Origin of the sequence: Paenibacillus kribbensis, assembly GCF_001705305.1 — a bacterium.
Taxonomy (GTDB): domain Bacteria; phylum Bacillota; class Bacilli; order Paenibacillales; family Paenibacillaceae; genus Paenibacillus; species Paenibacillus kribbensis_B.
Genome location: NZ_MCBP01000010.1, coordinates 135,771 through 155,882, shown reverse-complemented (window position 1 = coordinate 155,882; position 20,112 = coordinate 135,771). Strand labels below are relative to the sequence as shown.

At 45.3% G+C, this 20,112-nt stretch carries 19 protein-coding genes; 17 read left to right on the top strand and 2 right to left on the bottom strand.

Annotation, left to right across the window (positions count from 1 at the left end; genetic code table 11):
- Nucleotides 1-18 precede the first annotated feature (18 nt).
- Nucleotides 19-546, bottom strand: a complete 528-nt coding sequence (locus BAZ21_RS18295) for a phosphatase PAP2 family protein (RefSeq protein WP_068503795.1) — start codon at nucleotides 544-546, stop codon at nucleotides 19-21.
- Between the two features lie 603 nt (nucleotides 547-1,149).
- On the opposite strand from BAZ21_RS18295, the gene BAZ21_RS18290 reads away from it, so the two are divergent.
- The 9 genes from BAZ21_RS18290 (at nucleotide 1,150) to BAZ21_RS18250 (ending at nucleotide 9,558) form a co-directional block, all read left to right on the top strand.
- Nucleotides 1,150-2,388 (top strand): glycosyltransferase family 2 protein, encoded by a 1,239-nt coding sequence (locus BAZ21_RS18290; RefSeq protein ID WP_068503792.1) that lies wholly within the window; start codon nucleotides 1,150-1,152, stop codon nucleotides 2,386-2,388.
- 318 nt (nucleotides 2,389-2,706) lie between these two features.
- Nucleotides 2,707-3,204, top strand: coding sequence for a translation initiation factor IF-3 (gene infC / locus BAZ21_RS18285; protein ID WP_007429515.1), 498 nt, complete (start codon nucleotides 2,707-2,709; stop codon nucleotides 3,202-3,204).
- A 20-nt stretch (nucleotides 3,205-3,224) separates the two neighbouring features.
- Nucleotides 3,225-3,425: a 50S ribosomal protein L35 gene (rpmI, locus tag BAZ21_RS18280; RefSeq protein WP_068503789.1), complete on the top strand. Its 201-nt coding sequence runs from the start codon at nucleotides 3,225-3,227 to the stop codon at nucleotides 3,423-3,425.
- A 53-nt stretch (nucleotides 3,426-3,478) separates the two neighbouring features.
- Entirely contained in the window at nucleotides 3,479-3,838 is a 360-nt protein-coding gene (gene rplT / locus BAZ21_RS18275) for a 50S ribosomal protein L20 (protein ID WP_007429517.1), read from the top strand.
- Nucleotides 3,839-4,209: 371 nt separating this feature from the next.
- Entirely contained in the window at nucleotides 4,210-5,247 is a 1,038-nt protein-coding gene (locus tag BAZ21_RS18270) for a BMP family lipoprotein (RefSeq protein ID WP_068503787.1), read from the top strand.
- 137 nt (nucleotides 5,248-5,384) lie between these two features.
- The gene (locus BAZ21_RS18265) at nucleotides 5,385-6,923 is read left to right on the top strand and encodes an ABC transporter ATP-binding protein (protein ID WP_068503941.1); all 1,539 of its coding nucleotides are present in this window, start codon (nucleotides 5,385-5,387) and stop codon (nucleotides 6,921-6,923) included.
- A complete protein-coding gene (locus BAZ21_RS18260; protein ID WP_068503784.1) occupies nucleotides 6,916-7,995 on the top strand; it encodes an ABC transporter permease in 1,080 nt (359 codons plus the stop codon). Before BAZ21_RS18265 ends, BAZ21_RS18260 begins: the two co-directional genes overlap by 8 nt.
- Before the next feature lies 1 nt (nucleotide 7,996).
- A complete protein-coding gene (locus tag BAZ21_RS18255) occupies nucleotides 7,997-8,956 on the top strand; it encodes an ABC transporter permease (protein ID WP_010349245.1) in 960 nt (319 codons plus the stop codon).
- A gap of 263 nt (nucleotides 8,957-9,219) precedes the next feature.
- Nucleotides 9,220-9,558 (top strand): hypothetical protein, encoded by a 339-nt coding sequence (locus BAZ21_RS18250; RefSeq protein ID WP_068503782.1) that lies wholly within the window; start codon nucleotides 9,220-9,222, stop codon nucleotides 9,556-9,558.
- 33 nt (nucleotides 9,559-9,591) lie between these two features.
- Here the strand turns inward: BAZ21_RS18250 and BAZ21_RS18245 are convergent, their stop codons facing one another.
- Nucleotides 9,592-10,032, bottom strand: a complete 441-nt coding sequence (locus tag BAZ21_RS18245; protein WP_068503780.1) for a GNAT family N-acetyltransferase — start codon at nucleotides 10,030-10,032, stop codon at nucleotides 9,592-9,594.
- Nucleotides 10,033-10,646: 614 nt separating this feature from the next.
- Here BAZ21_RS18245 and ilvB point away from each other — a divergent pair.
- From ilvB to BAZ21_RS18205, 8 genes are all read left to right on the top strand, one after another.
- The gene (gene ilvB, locus BAZ21_RS18240) at nucleotides 10,647-12,392 is read left to right on the top strand and encodes a biosynthetic-type acetolactate synthase large subunit (protein ID WP_068503778.1); all 1,746 of its coding nucleotides are present in this window, start codon (nucleotides 10,647-10,649) and stop codon (nucleotides 12,390-12,392) included.
- 1 nt (nucleotide 12,393) lies between these two features.
- Nucleotides 12,394-12,879, top strand: coding sequence for an acetolactate synthase small subunit (gene ilvN, locus BAZ21_RS18235; RefSeq protein WP_007429525.1), 486 nt, complete (start codon nucleotides 12,394-12,396; stop codon nucleotides 12,877-12,879).
- Nucleotides 12,880-13,041: 162 nt separating this feature from the next.
- Nucleotides 13,042-14,034 (top strand): ketol-acid reductoisomerase, encoded by a 993-nt coding sequence (ilvC, locus tag BAZ21_RS18230; protein WP_007429526.1) that lies wholly within the window; start codon nucleotides 13,042-13,044, stop codon nucleotides 14,032-14,034.
- Nucleotides 14,035-14,161: 127 nt separating this feature from the next.
- On the top strand, nucleotides 14,162-15,703 hold the full coding sequence (locus BAZ21_RS18225; protein ID WP_068503776.1) for a 2-isopropylmalate synthase: 1,542 nt from the start codon (nucleotides 14,162-14,164) through the stop codon (nucleotides 15,701-15,703).
- 293 nt (nucleotides 15,704-15,996) lie between these two features.
- Nucleotides 15,997-17,073: a 3-isopropylmalate dehydrogenase gene (gene leuB / locus BAZ21_RS18220; protein ID WP_068503775.1), complete on the top strand. Its 1,077-nt coding sequence runs from the start codon at nucleotides 15,997-15,999 to the stop codon at nucleotides 17,071-17,073.
- A 342-nt stretch (nucleotides 17,074-17,415) separates the two neighbouring features.
- Nucleotides 17,416-17,955, top strand: coding sequence for a peroxiredoxin (locus tag BAZ21_RS18215; protein ID WP_068503772.1), 540 nt, complete (start codon nucleotides 17,416-17,418; stop codon nucleotides 17,953-17,955).
- Nucleotides 17,956-18,213: 258 nt separating this feature from the next.
- Nucleotides 18,214-18,630 carry a hypothetical protein gene (locus BAZ21_RS18210; RefSeq protein WP_007429530.1) on the top strand — a complete coding sequence of 139 codons (417 nt, stop codon included), beginning with the start codon at nucleotides 18,214-18,216 and terminating at the stop codon, nucleotides 18,628-18,630.
- Nucleotides 18,631-18,968: 338 nt separating this feature from the next.
- Entirely contained in the window at nucleotides 18,969-20,069 is a 1,101-nt protein-coding gene (locus BAZ21_RS18205) for an ATP-binding protein (RefSeq protein WP_068503770.1), read from the top strand.
- Nucleotides 20,070-20,112 lie beyond the last annotated feature (43 nt).

The window sequence follows — 20,112 nt, the reverse complement described above, 5'->3', positions numbered from 1 at the left end:
AATCATACCATATCGGCTTTAAGGCCAGAATGCAACCGTCCCTATTGCTGCAGAAGCTCCGATAACCGCTCCTGCAAGTACATCCGTGGGATAGTGAAGCCCTAAGTATATCCGGGAAAATCCTACAATTATTCCTACAGGCAACAACGGCAGGGTAAGCATCGGTGACTGAAGCATAAAAGGAACGGTAGCTGAAAAAATGGCGGTTGTATGCCCTGAGGGAAAAGAATGGTCCGACAGGGGGTTGCGAAATGTATTTGTACCCGGTAGCGCCAAATATGGGCGAATCCGCGGATACAGCTTTTTGACAATCGCTACGGGGATATGACTGACCCCCAAAGCAATGGCTCCCTTCATAGCGGCATCCTTCCATGGATTCGGAGCGAGCCACCACATAAGTAACGTAGAGGCTATTGTAAAAGTGGCCCCGCCCAAATGTGTAAGATAATAAAGCCAGAAGTTCAAAAAACGGTTGTGTAAGCGTCCGTTGATCCATTTGAACAACTGCTGCTCCAGGTTTATAAGTTTTACGACTAGACGTTGCATTTGGTTTCCTCCGGTTGCCGTTTCAGGGTAAGGTCGGCAAATATTTTCAATCACTTTGACAGAATCAGGCCATAAGTAATTATTCTCTTGCTCCCATCATATTTTTAAACGCTATTCATTTCAAGAATCACCACTCACTTGGTTCAATTCTACACAAAAATGTTTAAGGAATATAAGCTGAATTGTATAACTTTCTTTGCGTTCATCCGTCTAATAAGATAGAGTGATTAGAAGTGGTTGCTAATTGGCCCACAAAAAGGAGGGACCAAAGAAATAAAAAGTTAGCAAATGGATGAAAATAAGACCTAAGCGTTATGAATGAGAGGTCCAGCGTCGCATTCTCGACTTAAATGGGAGTTTGTCGTGTTATTTTGCTGCTGAGATCGGTTTTGAGGCTTTGACAAAAGATTGAAAACCAACGAAAATCGTAATGGCATTCCTGTGTCAGCCAAAAGGGGGCTGCGCACAGCCAATGAAGAAAGCAAGGGTCGGGTCAAAATTACAGAAAAAGGCGCACAAAAGCGCCGCAACTTGCGCTACACAGAGAGAAAACAAATAAACGCAAGATTTTTAAGGGGTATAAAAAGGGGGTAACAAGAGATTATGTTAGACGCTATTTTTGTGACGCTCCAGATCATACTGGCAGTGATCGCTGTCTATCAGTTTGCATTCTCCTTGTTCGGATTGGTACGCAAAAAAAGAAAAGAGCAAGCAGCTCCAGAAAAATCATTTGCCATTTTGGTCGCTGCCCACAATGAAGAACAGGTTGTTGGAGCATTGATGGAAAACCTGAAGCAGCTTGACTATCCGAAGGAACTATACGATGTATTCGTGATTTGTGATAACTGTACGGATAAGACGGCAGACATCGTTCGCGCTCACGGTATGAATGCTTGTGAACGCACGAATCCGAATTTGCGTGGTAAAGGCTACGCTATTGAGTGGATGCTCAAGGAATTATGGGCTATGCCGCGCCAATATGATGCTATTGTCATGTTTGATGCTGACAATTTGGCGCATACCAATTTTTTGAGTGAAATGAACAATGATTTGTGCACAGGGGCCCGTGTTATTCAGGGGTACATTGATACCAAAAATCCTGAGGATTCTTGGATCACAGCGGCATACGGGGTATCTTACTGGTACATCAACCGTCTGTGGCAGCTGTCGCGCCACAACCTGAATATGGCCAATTTCCTTGGTGGTACAGGCATGTGCTTTGAAACGAATTTGCTCAAGGAAATGGGCTGGGGTGCAACAAGTCTGGTAGAGGATTTGGAATTCACCATGCGTTGTACACAACGCAATGTATATCCAAGATTTAATTACGATGCCAAGGTGTATGATGAGAAGCCGTTGACGTTCAAAGCTTCGTCCAGACAGCGTCTGCGCTGGATGCAGGGTCATTTCACGGTCGCTCGTCGTTATTTCTTCCCGTTGCTGTGGCAAAGTATCAAGCATAGAAGCCTGATTAAATTCGATATGGCTCTTTATGGTCTGAACGTGTATATCGTATTGTTTACCTTCTTGATGACAATGGTGATGTGGGTAGATATTGCGTTATTTGGTGGACCTAATATCGAAAATATCTATGTACAATTCCCTGCTTGGACCGGTTTTGTGGCTGTGAGTCTGAATATTATCACCTTTTTGATCGCGATGATCTTGGAAAAGGTCACGTTCAAAAAAGTATATCTGTACTTGCTGCTGTTCCCAGTCTATCTGGTTTCTTGGTACCCGATTACGTTCTATGCGTTCTTCACACAGAACAACAAGCAATGGAGCCACACTCAGCATACGCGTGTCGTTCGTCTGGAAGAGGTTCAGAGCAAGCAAGGATAATTGCAGAACGGTATAAATGTACCGAAGAGGCGAGGTGTCACTTATTTCTTTGAAAGGTGTTGACACATCGTCTGCAAGATGATAAGATACATGAGTATGTTAATTGAAGAATATGGATTAGCAAGCAGAAGGTCCGACTTCTCACCTGCCCGGTATTGCCGGCTGGTCATGATCCAATGATTTGTGAATTGAATTTTCATGATGAATTGAGTATCAGACAGGGATGTCGGCTGTACAGTCGTCATCCCTTTTTTGTGTCTATACACAAAATACAAAAATAACAGGTTCTGGAGGTGGAGGGTTATTAGTAAGGAACATATGATCAATGATGAGATTCGGGTGAGAGAAGTACGTCTTGTTGGTGCGAACGGGGAACAAATCGGGATTAAACCGACTCGTGAAGCTCTGCAAATGGCGATTGACGCAAACTTGGATCTCGTGAACGTGGCGCCTCAAGCGAAGCCGCCCGTGTGTCGGATTATGGATTACGGAAAATTCCGCTATGAGCAGCAGAAGAAAGAAAAGGAAGCCCGTAAGAACCAGAAGATCGTTGACATCAAAGAGGTATGGTTCCGTTCCAACATCGAGGAACATGACTACCAAACCAAGTTTCGCAATGTGGTGAAGTTCCTGAATGAAGGGGACAAGGTGAAATGCTCTGTTCGTTTCCGCGGTCGTGAAATTACCCATGCTAATGTGGGACAAAAAATTCTCGAGCGTGTGAAAACGGAAGTTGCTGATCTTTGTACCGTGGAGCGCCAACCCAAGCTCGAAGGACGCAGCATGATTATGATATTGGCTCCAAAGAGTCAATGATAAATTAAGGAGGAAGTTCAATGCCTAAAATGAAAACACATAGCAGCCTTAAAGGCCGCTTCAAGATTACCGGTACTGGTAAAGTAATGCGTTACAAAGCTTACAGAAACCACTTGCTTTCCCACAAATCCAAACGTGCAAAACGTGTTCTGGGTACTAACCCTGAGATGGCACCTGGGGACGTTAAACGTCTGAAACAAGGTCTTGCTAACCTCAAATAGCATAAAGCTCGGCAATAAATAAAGCATAAACATTATTTGGGAGGTCTTTTGATATGGCAAGAGTAAAGGGCGGATTCGTCGTTCGTCGTCGTCATAAAAAAGTATTGAAGCTTGCTAAAGGTTATTTTGGTTCTAAACACCGCATTTTTAAAACAGCTAACGAGCAGGTAATGAAATCACTTGTTTACGCATACCGTGACCGTCGTCAGACGAAACGTAATTTCCGCAGACTGTGGATCGTGCGTATCAATGCAGCAGCTCGTTTGAATGGTTTGTCTTACAGCAAACTGATGCACGGCCTGAAACTGGCTGGTGTGGACATTAACCGCAAAATCTTGGCTGATCTTGCAGTCAACGATATCAATGCGTTCAACTCTTTGGCAACTGTTGCTAAAGGCAAAATCAACGCTTAATTATTGAGCGTGGAGACCACGAAAGTGGTAAAAGAGGTATCCCAAGCAGTACGCTGTGTAGGGATGCCTTTTTTTGTATATGTTTTGTGATGCGAAAAGGTATAATTTCCCCAAAATACGAATGAATATGACGTGTGATGGCAGAATGTATGTATTTTTTTAAGTTGTAACGCTTACATTTATGGAAATTCAAAAAAAATTGACCCAAGGTTATTAATTATCTAGATTTTAGCCGATCATAATTGTATAATCTCTAAAGTAAGTCTTCTGTACGATCTGTCTCGTCAGTAAATGACATGTATGGCATGTACCATTTTCAAAGAAAAAGAGGCAGTTCCAGGGATCTAACACTAAGGGGGAACAGTATCAGCATGAAGAAAATGTTCAGTATGTCTTTGGTTATGCTGCTGGCGATCTCGGTCATTCTCGCAGGCTGCGGTAGCAAAAACCAAGGTGCGTCCAACGCAAGTGGTGGGGACACAGGCAGTTCTGCCAAAACATCAAATGTCCAAATCGGCATGGTTACAGATGTGGGTGGAGTAAACGACAAATCGTTTAACCAATCTGCTTGGGAAGCACTGCAAGCCACTGAGAAAGAAACAGGTGCTAAAGTTAAATACCTGCAAAGTAAATCGGATCAAGATTATATTCCTAACCTGAACCAATTTGTTAAGGGTGATTTTAACCTGACTTGGGGAATCGGTTTTAATCTGGCGAATGCGATTGGACAAGTAGCAAAAGATAACCCGAACAAAAATCTGGCGATCATCGACAGTGTCGTAGATGCGCCTAACGTAAAATCGGTTGTTTTTGCTGAAAATGAAGGTTCCTTCCTGGTAGGGGTTGTAGCTGGTAAGCTTACCAAAACAAACAAAATTGGTTTTGTGGGTGGACAAGACAGCCCGCTGATCAAACGTTTTGAAAAAGGCTTCGAAGCAGGGATTAAAGCTGTAAATCCAAATGCAAAATTGGAAGTAAACTACACTGGCGCATTTGATAAGCCGGATCTCGGCAAGGCTGCTGCTGCAACGATCTACAACGATGGTGCAGATATTATTTTCCACGCGGCTGGCGGCTCGGGTACAGGCGTATTTAACGAAGCACTCGCACGGAAGAAACAAGGGCAGCAAGTATGGGTTATCGGTGTTGATAAAGACCAATCCCTTGAGTTTGGTGACGACGTAACGTTGACCTCCATGGTGAAACGTGTGGATGAAGCTGTAAAACGCGTATCTCAAGAAGTTGTTGACGGTAAGTTCAAGGGTGGTATTGAAACACTGGCTCTGAAGGATAACGGAGTTGGTCTGGCGGATACATCCACGAAAAATGTCCCTAAAGACGTACTTGATCTTGTAGAACAATATAAGCAAAAAATTATTAAGGGCGAAATTACAGTTCCTTCGAAATAAACGGGTTTGAAGAACATAGAGGTGGCGACAAGGCTGGTTCATAAGACTAGCCTTGTTCTTACGTCTGGAGTTATACGAGTAATAAAGGTCAGTCAGCTCATTGGAGCACATACTATAAAGTGTATAAGGGTGATTTCATGGATGCAGCGACCCCCGTCGTTGAGTTGAAGAAAATTACAAAACGATTCCCAGGCATCGTTGCCAACGACTCTATCAGCATCAAGCTGCATAAGGGAGAAATTCATGCCCTTTTGGGTGAGAATGGTGCGGGTAAATCTACGCTTATGAATATTCTTTTCGGACTGTATCAGCCAGAAGAAGGGACGATTGAAATCGGTGGTAAGCCAGTACAGATTGATAGCCCCAACAAGGCGATTGATCTGGGGATCGGCATGGTGCATCAGCATTTTAAGCTCGTGCAGCCGTTTACCGTTACTGAAAATATTGTCCTGGGCTCCGAGCCGCGTAAGGGTCTGAAAATCAATTATAAAAAGGCTGCCGCCGAAGTACAGCGGTTGTCTGAGCAATACGGGCTTCAAGTGAATCCGAATGCCAAAATTGAGGATATATCCGTTGGTATGCAGCAACGTGTGGAAATTATCAAAACCCTCTATCGCGGTGCAGATATTCTCATTTTCGATGAGCCTACCGCAGTGTTAACACCACAAGAAATCACCGAGCTGCTGGACATTATGAAGCGCTTGGTAGCTGAGGGTAAATCCATCATTCTTATCACGCATAAGCTCAAAGAAATCATGCAAATTGCAGATACGGTTACAATTATTCGTCGAGGTCAGGTTATTGACACGGTCAAAACGTCAGCAACAACACCGAATGAGTTGGCGGAGAAAATGGTAGGTCGTCGTGTGTCCTTTAAAGTGGACAAGCAGCCTGCACAGCCAGGACAGACTGTACTCGAAATGAACCATGTGGTCTCTAAAAACAAGGATGGCATTAGTGTTCTGAATGAGTTGAACCTGAAGGTTAAGGCGGGCGAGATTTTGGGGATTGCTGGCGTAGACGGCAATGGACAGAGTGAGCTGATTGAAGCCTTGACAGGCTTGCGCAAGGTCGATGGTGGAAGCATTCAATTGCTTGGGCAAGAGATTGCAAACCAGCCGCCACGCAAAATTTCCGAGGCAGGTGTTTCACATATACCGGAGGACCGCCATAAACATGGACTGGTGCTCGATTTTTCCATGAGTGAAAATATGGTGCTGGAGACGTATTATCAAGCACCTTACAGTAAAAATGGCTTTTTGAACAAAGAGGCTATCGATAAACAGGCAAAAAGTCTTATCGAGAAGTTCGATGTAAGAACACCTGATATTCACACAAAGGCAAGAGCGTTGTCTGGTGGAAATCAGCAAAAGGCTATCATTGCGCGTGAAATTGATAAAAACCCGGATCTTCTTATTGCAGCGCAGCCTACACGTGGTCTGGATGTCGGGGCCATTGAGTTTGTCCAGAAACAGCTGATTGCTCAGCGGGATCAAGGTAAAGCGGTCCTTCTTATTTCTTTTGAGCTGGACGAGATTATGAATGTGTCCGACCGAATTGCTGTCATCTATGAGGGCAAAATTGTCGGAGAAGTGTTGCCGGAAGAAACGAATGACCAGGAATTGGGACTTATGATGGCAGGAAGTGCAGTGAAGAAAGGAGCAGAGAATGGCTAACCTATTGAAAATATTTACGAAAGACTCCTTTGTACTGGCACTGGTATCTATTATTTTGGGCCTTCTTCTGGGTGCTGTCGTGATGCTGATTGGCGGGTATGATCCGATTGTGGCCTATTCCGCATTGTTTAGCCGTGTATACGGAGATTCATACAACTTTGGCGAGGCTATCCGTGAAATGACCCCATTGATTTTAACGGGCCTGGCATTTGCTTTTGCTGCTCGCGCCGGACTGTTTAACATTGGCGGTGAAGGTCAGTTTCTGGTAGGTATGACAGCCGCCTCAATTGTAGGCATCAAGCTCCATGGACTGCCTGCCATAATTCATGCTCCGCTGGCTGTGATTGCAGGGGCGATTTTTGGTGGCCTGTGGGCCGCGATTGCGGGCTATTTGAAGGCCAAGCGAGGCGTAAATGAAGTTATTACATGCATCATGATGAACTGGATCGGCCTGTATTTGGCTAACTTGGTGATTAATCAGTTCGCATTAATGGAGGGTGAAAATCGTTCGATGGATATTTTGCCTTCCGCTTCCATTTCTATCGAATGGCTGTCGCAGATGATGGGAAATGCCCGGGTCCATTGGGGCACGGTTATTGCTTTGCTGGCGGCGGTATTTTTCTATATTTTCATGTGGAAAACAAAGCAGGGCTATGAGCTTCGGGCTGTCGGATTTAATCAGGATGCATCCCGTTATGCTGGTATGAATGTAAATCGTAATATCATAAAAGCGATGTTCATTAGTGGTGTTTTTGCGGGATTGGCGGGTGCATTTGAAGTGTTGGGGGTATTCCATTACCAATCCGTCATGGCCGGATCACCGGGAACAGGCTTTGACGGTATCGCCGTGGCTCTAATCGGGATGAATAATCCGTTCGGCGTGCTGCTGGGCTCTGTTTTGTTCGGAACGCTTACGTATGGTTCTGCAGGCATGAGCTTTAGCGCGGATGTACCGCCCGAAATTATCCGGGTGGTTATTGGCTCGATTATTTTCTTCATTGCGGCCCAAGGAGTTGTGCGTTGGGTTGTGAAGCCGCTCTACTCCAAGCGGAAGAAAGAGAAGGTGTTGTAAAATGAGTTGGTTAACACTTGGTGAATTAATCCATACAACGCTCGTTTTTGCGACGGCGATTATATTTGCGTCTCTTGGCGGAGTTTTTTCAGAAAAATCCGGTGTAACGAATCTCGGCTTGGAAGGACTTATGGTATTCGGGGCGTTTGCAGCTGGTGTCGGCGGATTTTATGCCGAACAAGCGGGACTGGGGGGCACTTCTGCAGCTTGGGTAGGCGTACTGTCGGCTGCGGTGTTCGGTATTCTGGTTTCGTTGATTCATGCTGTAGCCTCGATTACGTTTAAAGCCGATCAAGTCATAAGCGGGATTGTCATTAACTTTCTGGCGGCAGGTAGTACGCTATACATGGTCAAGCTTTTATTTGAGGGTGATGGTGACACTGGTCGTATTCAAGGGTTTAACGAAATATCCATTCCTTACCTTGTGGATATTCCAATTGCAGGGAAAGCTTTTTTCCAGGCATATCCAACGACGTATCTGGCTATTTTGCTAGTTATTATTGGATATTTCACCTTGTATAAAACTCCATTTGGCTTGCGTTTGCGTTCGGTTGGGGAGCATCCGGGTGCAGCGGATACAGTAGGTATCAAGGTTAATCGCCTTCGTTATATCGGTGTCATGATCAGTGGTGCGTTGGCAGGTATTGGTGGAGCTACGATCACCCTGACTACCACCAATATGTTCTCGCATAATACAGTTTCCGGTCAGGGATATATTGCTATTGCTGCTATGATTTTCGGCAAATGGAATCCGCTTGGTGCTTTTGGCGCAGCCGTATTTTTCGGCTTTTCACAAGCAATTCGCAATTATGTACAGTTGTTTGCATGGTCGCAAAGTATTCCCCAGGAAATTATTTTTATGCTGCCGTATCTCTTGACGATTATTGTATTGGTAGCAGCTGTAGGCCGGTCACGAGCTCCGGCTGCTTTGGGTCAGCTTTATGATCCTAGCAAGCGTTAATAAGTCATCAACAGCTGGCAATTGTATGTTTTAAAACTGTAAATTGGGCATCTGAAAATCTGGTATCTGCATCTGCAGGTACTAGATTTTTTTAGGTTGTGCAGGCATTTAAACATACGCTTCTGGTATGAAGAGAATAGAATGTGCTATGCAGATTGGACGGACGCTCGGCCCCTGTCAGCTCCGGTCTATTTTGTGGTAGTGGTGAGCTATCAAGGAGCCGTTCAATCTGTCCATTCGTTGAGAAAGAAGGAGGAAATACGATGAAACAGGCAGTAACCAGAAAGCAGGTGGAGAAGCTTGTCGGCAAAGTCATCTTCGCTACTCGCAAGGATGGTTCCCAGGTCAGCGGCAAGCTGATCCGCATTTCGGGTAACCGACTGGTTCTCCAACCAAGCCGCAAGAAAAAAGTAAACACGAAGGCGATTATTCCCCTGGTGTTGTTTGACTTGCTTGCCATCGGCACGGCTCCTTATGCCTACGGCGGATATAATGGCTACGGACCAGGTTATGGTGCACCGGGATACGACCCCCAGCCTGGCCCGTATACAAACGGAGGGTATTCCGGAGTAGGTTATCCGTTTGCCCCCAATTTATTTTAGGATAACAAGATCATGATCCCAAGAGGCCGTTTCTCACAGTGATTTTTCAAGTTCGTGGCATCGACTCAGGGCTACGTAGCGCAATATTTGATATTGGTGGCGCAGATAAAAATGGATTCCCCGGATATTGTCTTCGTCTACCATGACTTTGGCTCGCTTGCAGCGTCGCATTCGCCCGTAGTGCTCGGCATATTCCAGCAATTTTTTTCCGTAGTGCTTACCTTGATGAGCTGAAGAAATTGCGATCAAATCAATGTATAACAGTTCTCCATGCAGCATAACATGAATGAAGCCAACAACCTGTGCATTATCCGGCCTGCAAGCCACAAAAGTGATGCCCCGGTTTAAGCGCCGGGGTAATTCTTTACGTATTTGTTCCATTTCCTGGGCGGTTAAATGTGATAGGGGGACAAGCTCCTGCTCGATCAGACGAAAGATCACCGTATCATCCTGAGCGATGCGTTTGCGAATCATAAACAGGCCTCCTTTTCTACCCAGTTAACAAGACAAGACGTGGCTTTGGAGGTGTACACCCGTCTTACCGTGTGGTCTTTTTATCATATGCGGGCATCGGTTGCATGCGTGCGACTTTGAGGCGTTTCAAAAGATAAACATAAATTTTTATGAAATCTGGGTATTGACTATCCCAGATGGGGGACATATAATGTGTCTAAACATTTGAAAGAATGACATGAACACAACGGCAATGAAGAGGACGAAGTGATTAGGGCTCTTTTGTTCAGAGAGTGAGGCATTAGCTGCAAGCTTCACCAAAATCCCTTTTTAACGAGCTCACCTTGGAGCTGTTTTCCTGAAAAGTATTTGGGCCCGATGAATTTTAACGGTGCACCGATTCACCTATTAGGGAAAATCGTACGGTCTACGTTACAGACGCCAGATATGGAGATCCTTTGTGATTTCTGTACCTGCCAAGGTTCGATATTGTGAGATATCGGGCAAACACGGGTGGTACCACGGAAGCTACAGCCTTTCGTCCCTCAGTAACAGCAAGTCTGTTCTAGGGATGAAAGGTTTTTTTGTTTTCACAAATGTCAGCTGTATGTAAATTTTGTAAAGGAGGATGACCAATGAGTGCACAAATTCCTGAAGTTCGGTCAACCGATGAATTACGTCAAAAGTGGATGAAGCCTGAAGTAATTACAGGTTCGGAAATTTTGCTCCGTAGCCTGTTGCTGGAGGGAGTAGATTGTGTCTTCGGATACCCTGGTGGTGCAGTGCTTTATATTTATGATGCGATGTATGGCTTTAAGGATTTCAAGCATGTTCTCACCCGTCACGAGCAAGGAGCGATTCATGCGGCAGATGGTTATGCACGGGCAAGCGGTAAAGTTGGGGTCTGTATCGCGACATCCGGACCTGGTGCGACAAATCTGGTAACTGGTATTGCGACGGCTTTTATGGATTCGGTGCCGTTGGTGGTCATCACCGGTAATGTAGTATCCTCCCTGATCGGCACGGATGCTTTCCAGGAAGCTGATATCACGGGAATTACAATGCCGATTACGAAGCACAGCTATCTGGTGAGAGACGTAGAGGAACTGCCGCGGATCATCCATGAGGCATTTCATATTGCCAACACAGGCCGCAAGGGACCGGTGCTGATTGATATCCCGAAGGATATTTCGGCAGCCCAAACGCTGTTTGTTCCACAAACGGGACCTGTGACCATGCGGGGCTATAGCCCGACAGTGACGCCTAATAAAATTCAACTAGACAAGCTGACTCAGGCCATTTCCGAGGCAGAACGTCCGTTCATTCTGGCCGGTGGCGGGGTTGTATACTCCGGTGGACATGAGGCACTTTACGAGTTTGTTCGTAAAACGGAAATTCCTATTACGACAACATTGCTGGGACTGGGAGCTTTCCCAAGTGGACACGAGCTGTGGACGGGAATGCCGGGGATGCACGGAACGTACACCTCCAATCTGGCTATTCAACAGTCGGATTTGCTCATCTGTATCGGTGCTCGTTTTGATGATCGGGTGACAGGCAAACTGGATGGATTTGCTCCACAAGCCAAAATCGTCCATATTGATATCGATCCTGCTGAAATTGGCAAAAACGTAGCGACCGATATTCCAATTGTAGGCGATGTGAAGGCGGTACTGGAATTGCTGAATCAGGATGTGAAACGCGCAGATCGGGCAGATGCATGGAGAGCACAAATTCAGCGATGGAAGAACGAGAAGCCTTATTCTTATAAGGACTCCGATACAGTGCTCAAGCCACAATGGGTTATTGAACTGCTGGATGAAACGACCAAAGGCGGCGCAATCGTTACGACGGACGTGGGCCAGCATCAAATGTGGGCAGCACAGTATTACAAATTCAATCAGCCGCGCTCATGGGTGACTTCGGGCGGACTGGGGACGATGGGCTTTGGTTTTCCTTCAGCGATTGGCGCTCAGGTAGCCAATCCCGACAGATTGGTAATCTCGATTAACGGAGACGGCGGTATGCAAATGTGTTCGCAGGAATTAGCCATCTGCGCGATCAACAACATCCCGGTCAAAATCGTAATCATTAACAATCAGGTGCTTGGAATGGTTCGCCAATGGCAGGAATTGATCTATAACAACCGGTATAGTCACATTGATCTGGCTGGAAGCCCGGATTTTGTAAAGCTAGCCGAGGCGTACGGTGTAAAAGGTCTGCGTGCTACGAATAAGGAAGAGGCACGTCGGGCTTGGCAGGAGGCGCTTGATACACCCGGACCGGTCGTTGTCGAGTTTGTAGTCAGCAAGGAAGAGAATGTATATCCGATGGTGACGCAAGGTTCGACAATTGATCAAATGCTGATGGGGGACGAGTAAAATGACGACTAAAAATACCATTGCTGTACTGGTAAATGATCATCCCGGCGTTTTGCAGCGTGTGTCCGGCCTGTTCGGTCGCCGTGGCTTTAACATTGAGAGTATAACCGTTGGTCAATCGGAAGAAGTCGGATTATCCCGTATGGTCATTGTAACTGTAGGAGACGAGAACAATCTGGAGCAGATTGAAAAGCAGCTTTATAAGCTGGTTGATGTAATCAAGGTCATCGATCTCAGCTCCAAACCTATGGTGGCCCGTGAATTGGCAATGATCAAGGTAAAGGCGGAGCCACCTCAGCGGCCGGAAATCATGGGTGTGGTGGAAACGTTCAGAGCAGCTGTAATTGATGTTGGGACAACGAGCTTGATTGTTCAGGTCATTGGCGATACCGAAAAAATAGACGCCATGATCGAGTTGCTGAAGCCTTACGGTATTCGTGAGCTGACCCGAACCGGGGTTACAGCTATGGTACGTGGCAATGCTTAATATAGAGCTTTAACGGATTACCGCTTATAGCGCATTACATCAATAAAGAACCGCCCGCATAAGAGCGGGGGCTCGAAGAGATTTTTAGATAGTATTTGCGAGCAAAATCTCTTGGAGTACCCGCTCATTATGAAGGGTCCAATTAAAAGGAGGAAATTAACCATGGCAGTTACAACGTACTACGAAAAAGATGCAGAACTTAGCGTATTGAAAGGAAAAACAGTTGCCGTTATCGGTTACGGTAGCCAAGGACATGCTCAAGCACAAAACCTGCGTGACAGTGGTGTGAATGTTGTTATTGGTTTGCGTGAAGGCAAATCAGCTGATGTCGCAAGAAACGACGGTTTTGAAGTTCTGAACGTAGCTGATGCAACAAGCCGTGCAGATGTGGTTCAAATTTTGTTGCCGGATGAAACACAAGCTTCTGTTTACAAAAATGAAATTGAACCTAACCTGAAAAAAGGTGCAGCTCTTTTGTTCTCCCATGGTTTTAATGTTCATTTCGGACAAATCGTAGCTCCTAAAGATAGTGATGTATTGCTGGTTGCTCCAAAATCCCCAGGACATATGGTACGTCGTACCTATGTAGAAGGTTTTGGCGTACCGGGTCTGATCGCAATTGAGCAGGACGCAACGGGTCAAGCCAAAGAAATCGGTCTTGCTTACGCAAAAGGCATCGGTTGTACACGTGCGGGCGTAATCGAAACCTCCTTCCGTGAAGAAACGGAAACGGATCTGTTTGGTGAGCAGGCGGTATTGTGTGGCGGCGTGAGCGCACTCGTAAAAGCAGGCTTCGAAACATTAACTGAAGCAGGATATGCTCCTGAGATGGCTTACTTTGAATGCTTGCATGAGCTTAAGCTGATTGTTGACCTGATGTATGAAGGCGGATTGGCAACGATGCGCGATTCCATCAGTAATACAGCAGAATATGGCGATTATGTAACTGGACCACGTGTGGTAACAGAAGATACGAAGAAAGCGATGAAGGAAGTATTGACTGATATTCAGCAAGGTAAATTTGCTCGTGACTTTATCCTTGAAAATCAATCCGGACGCGCGTTCCTGACGGCTACTCGTCGTAACGAAGCTAACCATCCGATTGAAGTGGTGGGCGGACAATTGCGTGAAATGATGCATTGGATCAAAAAGTAAGCTCTTTTTGTACTATGTGTTCGACAATATGATTCATTCATAAAGCTTATCTTACAATGCGGCCCTGCTTATTGCGTGAGCCGCATTGTAAATTTAAAGGTCCTAATCCTGAGGGAGGTGTATTACGTTGCGCAAAATATATATATTTGACACAACGTTGAGAGACGGAGAACAATCACCGGGCGTGAACTTGAATACCCGTGAGAAAGTAGAGATCGCCCATCAGTTGGAAAAACTGGGGATTGACCGTATGGAAGCAGGATTCCCGGCTGCTTCACCGGGGGATTTGGCCGCTGTTAATGCGGTTGCCAAGGCTGTCAAAAATTCAACAGTCATCGGGCTTTCACGTGCAAGGGAGCAGGATATTGATGCGGTTCGCGAGGCGCTCAAGGGAGCACAGGACCCATGTATCCATATCTTTTTGGCAACCTCGCCGATTCACCGTCAGCATAAACTGCGGATGGAGAAGGCACAGGTATTGGAGACTGCCCGTTCAGCCATTCGCTACGGATTGAAATATTTGCCCAAAGTGGAATTTTCTTTGGAGGATGCAGGTCGTACAGAGCTTGATTTTGTAGTCGAAATGGTCACCATGGCTGTACAGGAGGGTGCGTCTGTCGTCAATATCCCAGATACGGTGGGTTACTTGACACCTTATGAATACGGTAACATTTTCAAGCATATCAAGGAAAATGTAGTTGATGTAGATAAGATTCAACTGAGTGCGCATTGTCACAATGATTTGGGCATGGCTACCGCTAATACACTGGCTGCAATCCTGAACGGGGCGGATCAGATTGAGGGAACCATTAACGGCATTGGCGAACGTGCCGGCAATACAGCTATTGAGGAGATTGCAATGGCGCTGGAAACGAGACAGGAATTTTTCCAGGCCAAAACATCTCTGCAATTGTCAGAAATTTCTCGTACGAGCCGTCTGGTCAGCCGTTTGACAGGGATGGTAGTGCCGGGGAACAAGGCGATTGTTGGTGCGAATGCTTTTGCACATGAATCAGGTATTCATCAAGACGGTATGCTGAAGGAAAAAACGACCTATGAAATCATGACGCCGGAAAGTATCGGTCTGAAGGAAAGCAAGCTGGTTCTGGGCAAGCATTCCGGGCGTCATGCCTTCCGCGAGCGTTTGATCGAGTTGGGCTACGAATTGAGTGAAGAAGAGCTGAACCGAGCTTTCGGGCAGTTCAAGGATTTGGCTGACAAGAAGAAGGAAGTATCGGATGATGACATTTTGGCATTGCTGGAAGAAAAGCTGGCAGATACACCTGAGGTCTTCACGCTGAAAACGATGTTCGTAACCTATGGCAATGAGACTACGCCTTCTGCCAAAGTGAGTCTGGTGAATGACGAAGGTCAGGTTATTGAGACGGAGGCTGAAGGAAACGGTTCTGTCGATGCGATTTACAATGCGATTGATGAAGCCAGCGGCGAGAGCGTTGTACTGTCGGATTACTCCATCAAGTCTGTTACTCATGGTAAGGATGCTTTGGGTGAAGTGCACGTGGTGCTGACGCAAAACGGGCTGTCTGTGCAGGGGCGTGGCGTAAGCACCGATATTCTGGAAGCAAGTGCCCGAGCTTACGTGGATGCACTGAACGGTTTGATCGACAAGCGCAAAAACTACAGCAATCGCGTAGATTATAATTCCTAAATGAGCATTTTGCATAAATCCCCGAAGCGATTTCAAATCAGCAGTATATAGATCGAAACAGTTTAGTTCGTCTATAATTGTACTTTGGAGCATTGCAAATCGAATTATGTAAAATGCTTACAGGATCGGGGATTCCCGGTCCTGTTTTGTTGTTTCAAATGAAAAATTCGTCTTATAGGCTGAGCCTATTGAATTGATAGATTCTATATCTTAGTCAAAGCCCTGCCATATATGTTACAAAGAAGATATGAAAAATACGCCCGTAGGGCTGTATAACAAGAGGAGTGTACGTGATGGCAGACGTGAAAAAGATTGCGGTAATAGCTGGTGATGGAATCGGACCGGAAGTAGTCGCTGAGGCGGAGAAAATTTTAAAGCGTACGGAAGAAGTGTTTGGCCTTTCGTTTGAAACGGAGCATGCGCTGTTTGGTGGAATCGCTATTGATAAAAAGGGAACACCATTGCCGCAAGAAACACTGGCTGTATGTCAGTCTGCAGATGCCGTATTGCTGGGGGCGGTAGGTGGACCTCAATGGGACAACAATCCCAAGGAACTTCGTCCTGAAACCGGACTGCTGGGTATTCGCAAAGAGCTCGGCCTGTTTTCGAATCTTCGTCCCGCCGTGGTCTTTGATTGTCTTAAGGACGCTTCTACACTGAAACCAGAAGTATTGGAAGGAACGGATCTGATCGTCGTGCGTGAGCTGACGGGCGGCATCTACTTCGGTGAGAAGTTCAGACGTGAGAGTGCTCAGGGTGAGGAGGCAGTTGATACCTGTGCATATAATGTAACGGAAGTTGAGCGGATTGTTCGCCAATCTTTCGAGATTGCACAAAAACGCCGCAAAAAGCTCGCATCGGTAGACAAGGCTAACGTACTGGAAACTTCCCGTTTATGGCGAGAAGTAGTTAACCGGGTCGCTGTAGATTATCCAGATGTAGAGCTGGAGCATGTATTGGTGGATAACTGTGCAATGCAATTGCTGCGTCGTCCATCCAGCTTTGACGTCATCGTAACGGAAAATATGTTTGGTGATATTCTAAGTGATGAAGCGGCTATGTTGACAGGGTCTATCGGTATGCTGTCCTCTGCATCACTTGGAGAAGGCAGTTTTGGTCTGTACGAGCCAGTGCACGGCTCGGCACCGGACATTGCAGGTCAAGGATTGGCCAATCCGATTGCAACGATATTGTCCGTTGCTTTGATGTTCCGCCTCACCTTCGGGTATGAGAAAGCAGCTGACGCTATTGAGAAAGCGGTAGCTGAGGTACTGGATGCAGGGCATCGCACAGCGGATATTGCGGTAGATAAATCTCAAGCCATCTCGACAACTCAAATGGGCGATCTGATTGCAGTAGCTATTCGCTAAAAGCTCCAGAAACGAACCTGTTCTGAAAAAAAGCTTCCTATTATATAGTAAGGTTATACAATGAATCATATCGTAGGCTTTTATAATTCCATGTTTGGCACGGCAGCTCCTGAGTAATCAGGGGCTGCTTGCGTATCAGTAAGTGTAAGATACTCAAGATGTGTATAAATTGTGAATTTTTCATCTAGTTTAAAATAATTATAAAAAAGTAATGGTTACAATATTGACTTTGAATTGTGCGAATGATAACATTTATCAAGTAAGTTGTTTAATACAATACAGATGATTGAGAAGAACACAAACGGTGTTTTTCTTACATATTTTAAAGGAGGATTTCATGTTATGGCAGAAAGATTGGTAGGAAGACCCGCACCTGATTTTGCATTGGAAACCGTAAGTGGGGACGGTCAAGAATTTGGTTCGGTGAAGCTTTCCGATTACCGTGGCAAATGGCTCGTATTTTTCTTCTATCCACTGGATTTCACTTTTGTGTGCCCAACGGAAATTACAGCATTGAGCGATGCTGCTGACCAATTCAAAGAGCTGGATACTGAAATTCTGGGTATCAGTGTAGACTCTGTACACAGTCACAAAGCATGGATTAACACAGCTAAAGAAAATAATGGTCTGGGTAAACTGAACTTCCCGTTGGCCTCTGACATCACCAAAAAAACAGCAAACGATTATGGCGTTCTGATCGAAGAAGAAGGCGTTGCATTGCGCGGCTTGTTCATCATTGATCCTGAAGGCGAACTGAAATATCAAGTAGTTAACCATAACGATGTGGGTCGCAGTGTAGAAGAAACATTGCGTGTACTGCAAGCTCTGCAATCCGGTGGCTTGTGCCCGATGAACTGGAAACCAGGCGACAAAAACCTGTAATATCAGATTCACCAATTTATATTCAACAAGCAAGCCCCCAAAACGGTTTTTTATGCCGATATTGGGGGCTTGCTTGCCTGTGTTATGTAGTACAAATATTAGAAGTGAGTTTGTTGGTATGGAGTAGTACAGAGTGAGTAACAAATAATTATGGAAATGTTGTTGTGTCCTAGAGGAATTTTGGTAGATGAAAGCGAATAAGGTAGTGTAGAGGATAACAAGGCAGAACAGGTTTTGTTCAGAGGAGGCTGAGCCCGGATGAGTTATTGCTGTGGAGCAAGCATGGTAGGAACCAAGGGAACGCTGAAGCATTATCGTACCCAAGTCCATAATGTTCCTTTGCTGTTTTGCCCGGTATGTCGTCGCATTGAAGTTCATTATAAAGTCGAAAATGAATACGAAATTTTGGCTGAATATGCACATGGAGATGGGGCAAGCGAGATTGATTTTCAGGATTATGTCATGGAAGATGATGATACGATATTTGAAAACTGTGTAAATCGTGAGAGTGAAGATGCATTTGAAATTGTGAAACGTCAAATTGACATGTCACTTGATTTATTGATGGTAGCCAAACAGATGAATGATGAAAAATGGCAGGGAGAGCTTAAGAGAAGACTGGCTGTGATGAGCCAAAGACGATCCCGGCTTCAACATAATAAGAGCGGCAGTTGACTTCCTACACACCAAAGAAGCTCTCAATTCTCGAGAGCTTCTTTGGTGTGTAGGGCGCATATTCCTAACTTATTCTTTCGTTTTGGTAATGTTGCGCAGATATTATGACGAAAGAAAACAGGATAAAAGTATGGATTCGACACTTTTTCCGATTGACTCGAATCCTTGATTTTGTCTATCATGAAATAAGACTCGAATTGGAAAGAGTTGGTCGGAGTTTTGTGAATCTGTTTTCTACACCATTGAAGGGTAGTCGATAGATTGTCTTTCTCTTCTTCAAGAATGTTACGCGTCCGATACGGCCAGTTTATCATTCCGAAACAAGGGGGAAGCCTGGCATGATCAGTGAATTCCAAGAAGCCTTGCTTGATACCGTGGGAGCTTGCCCTCCCACACAGATCGCCAATAACAAGTATGAAAATGTGCTGGAGAACCTGGATAGTGGTATCATGCTGTTTGACAGTGACGGGGTACTGAGCTTTATTAACGTGCAAATGGCGAAATTGCTGGAATTACCACGTAGTTCGCTGGCGGGTCGCAACCTGATGCAGATATTGCATCTTCCTGAGTTAAGTCGGTTTAAGAAGAAAATCTTGCGGATTTATAAAGAAACTATCTTTCATAGAAAGCGCTATCACGAGTTGATTGATGAGTATGGTCGGCATTGGTTGATGACAGTGACCTACGGGGATCAGATGGATGGCGATTTTTTGTTTAGCGTCAAGGATGTATCGGATTACAAGCAGATTGAGCAGACGGCATACCAAAATGACAAGCTGGCGATGCTGGGACGAATCTCTGCTTCCATAGCCCATGAAATCCGTAATCCGCTTACTGCAATCCGGGGTTTTATTCAATTGCTTCGACCTCATTTGATGGAGTTGGGCAGGGATGAGTATGCCCGCATTATTTTAACCGAAATTGATCGTGCGAACGACATTATTTACGAGTTTTTGAATTCGTCCAAGCCTTCGGCTCCGCAAAAAACGGCTGTATCTGTAATGGGATTGCTGAAAGAGGTTGTGATGCTGACAGAAAGCGAGGCGTTGATGAAGGGCTGCCAGATCGCACTGGATGAAAATAACGAGCTCATGAAGGTTTCCATTGATGTAAAGCAGATTAAGCAGGTTATTCTCAATATGATTAAAAATGCGATGGATGCCATTGAAAGCATCAGCGGGGAACGAGAAGGATGTATTGATATCCATACGGTGCTCGAGGGCTCCTATGTCCACATTTGTATTGAAGACAACGGATTGGGTATGGATCACAATACATTGTCACGTTTATTCGATCCTTTTTTTACAACAAAAGAAAGTGGAACGGGTCTGGGATTGGCTGTGAGCTATCGAATTATCAAAAATCATGGAGGCTTTATTCATGTAGACAGCAAGCATGGAATGGGAACACAATTTAAAATCACGCTTCCTGTGGTTTAAAAATGTACAGTTTTCGCAAGAGAGCACTGTGTGCAAATTCTTT

What these genes read in the sequence shown, in the direction of transcription:
- BAZ21_RS18295 (WP_068503795.1), bottom strand. Translation starts at nt 546, where the DNA reads ATGCAACGTCTAGTCGTAAAACTTATAAACCTGGAGCAGCAGTTGTTC.
- BAZ21_RS18290 (WP_068503792.1), top strand. Translation starts at nt 1,150, where the DNA reads ATGTTAGACGCTATTTTTGTGACGCTCCAGATCATACTGGCAGTGATC.
- infC (WP_007429515.1), top strand. Translation starts at nt 2,707, where the DNA reads ATGATCAATGATGAGATTCGGGTGAGAGAAGTACGTCTTGTTGGTGCG.
- rpmI (WP_068503789.1), top strand. Translation starts at nt 3,225, where the DNA reads ATGCCTAAAATGAAAACACATAGCAGCCTTAAAGGCCGCTTCAAGATT.
- rplT (WP_007429517.1), top strand. Translation starts at nt 3,479, where the DNA reads ATGGCAAGAGTAAAGGGCGGATTCGTCGTTCGTCGTCGTCATAAAAAA.
- BAZ21_RS18270 (WP_068503787.1), top strand. Translation starts at nt 4,210, where the DNA reads ATGAAGAAAATGTTCAGTATGTCTTTGGTTATGCTGCTGGCGATCTCG.
- BAZ21_RS18265 (WP_068503941.1), top strand. Translation starts at nt 5,385, where the DNA reads ATGGATGCAGCGACCCCCGTCGTTGAGTTGAAGAAAATTACAAAACGA.
- BAZ21_RS18260 (WP_068503784.1), top strand. Translation starts at nt 6,916, where the DNA reads ATGGCTAACCTATTGAAAATATTTACGAAAGACTCCTTTGTACTGGCA.
- BAZ21_RS18255 (WP_010349245.1), top strand. Translation starts at nt 7,997, where the DNA reads ATGAGTTGGTTAACACTTGGTGAATTAATCCATACAACGCTCGTTTTT.
- BAZ21_RS18250 (WP_068503782.1), top strand. Translation starts at nt 9,220, where the DNA reads ATGAAACAGGCAGTAACCAGAAAGCAGGTGGAGAAGCTTGTCGGCAAA.
- BAZ21_RS18245 (WP_068503780.1), bottom strand. Translation starts at nt 10,032, where the DNA reads ATGATTCGCAAACGCATCGCTCAGGATGATACGGTGATCTTTCGTCTG.
- ilvB (WP_068503778.1), top strand. Translation starts at nt 10,647, where the DNA reads ATGAGTGCACAAATTCCTGAAGTTCGGTCAACCGATGAATTACGTCAA.
- ilvN (WP_007429525.1), top strand. Translation starts at nt 12,394, where the DNA reads ATGACGACTAAAAATACCATTGCTGTACTGGTAAATGATCATCCCGGC.
- ilvC (WP_007429526.1), top strand. Translation starts at nt 13,042, where the DNA reads ATGGCAGTTACAACGTACTACGAAAAAGATGCAGAACTTAGCGTATTG.
- leuB (WP_068503775.1), top strand. Translation starts at nt 15,997, where the DNA reads ATGGCAGACGTGAAAAAGATTGCGGTAATAGCTGGTGATGGAATCGGA.
- BAZ21_RS18215 (WP_068503772.1), top strand. Translation starts at nt 17,416, where the DNA reads ATGGCAGAAAGATTGGTAGGAAGACCCGCACCTGATTTTGCATTGGAA.
- BAZ21_RS18210 (WP_007429530.1), top strand. Translation starts at nt 18,214, where the DNA reads ATGAGTTATTGCTGTGGAGCAAGCATGGTAGGAACCAAGGGAACGCTG.
- BAZ21_RS18205 (WP_068503770.1), top strand. Translation starts at nt 18,969, where the DNA reads ATGATCAGTGAATTCCAAGAAGCCTTGCTTGATACCGTGGGAGCTTGC.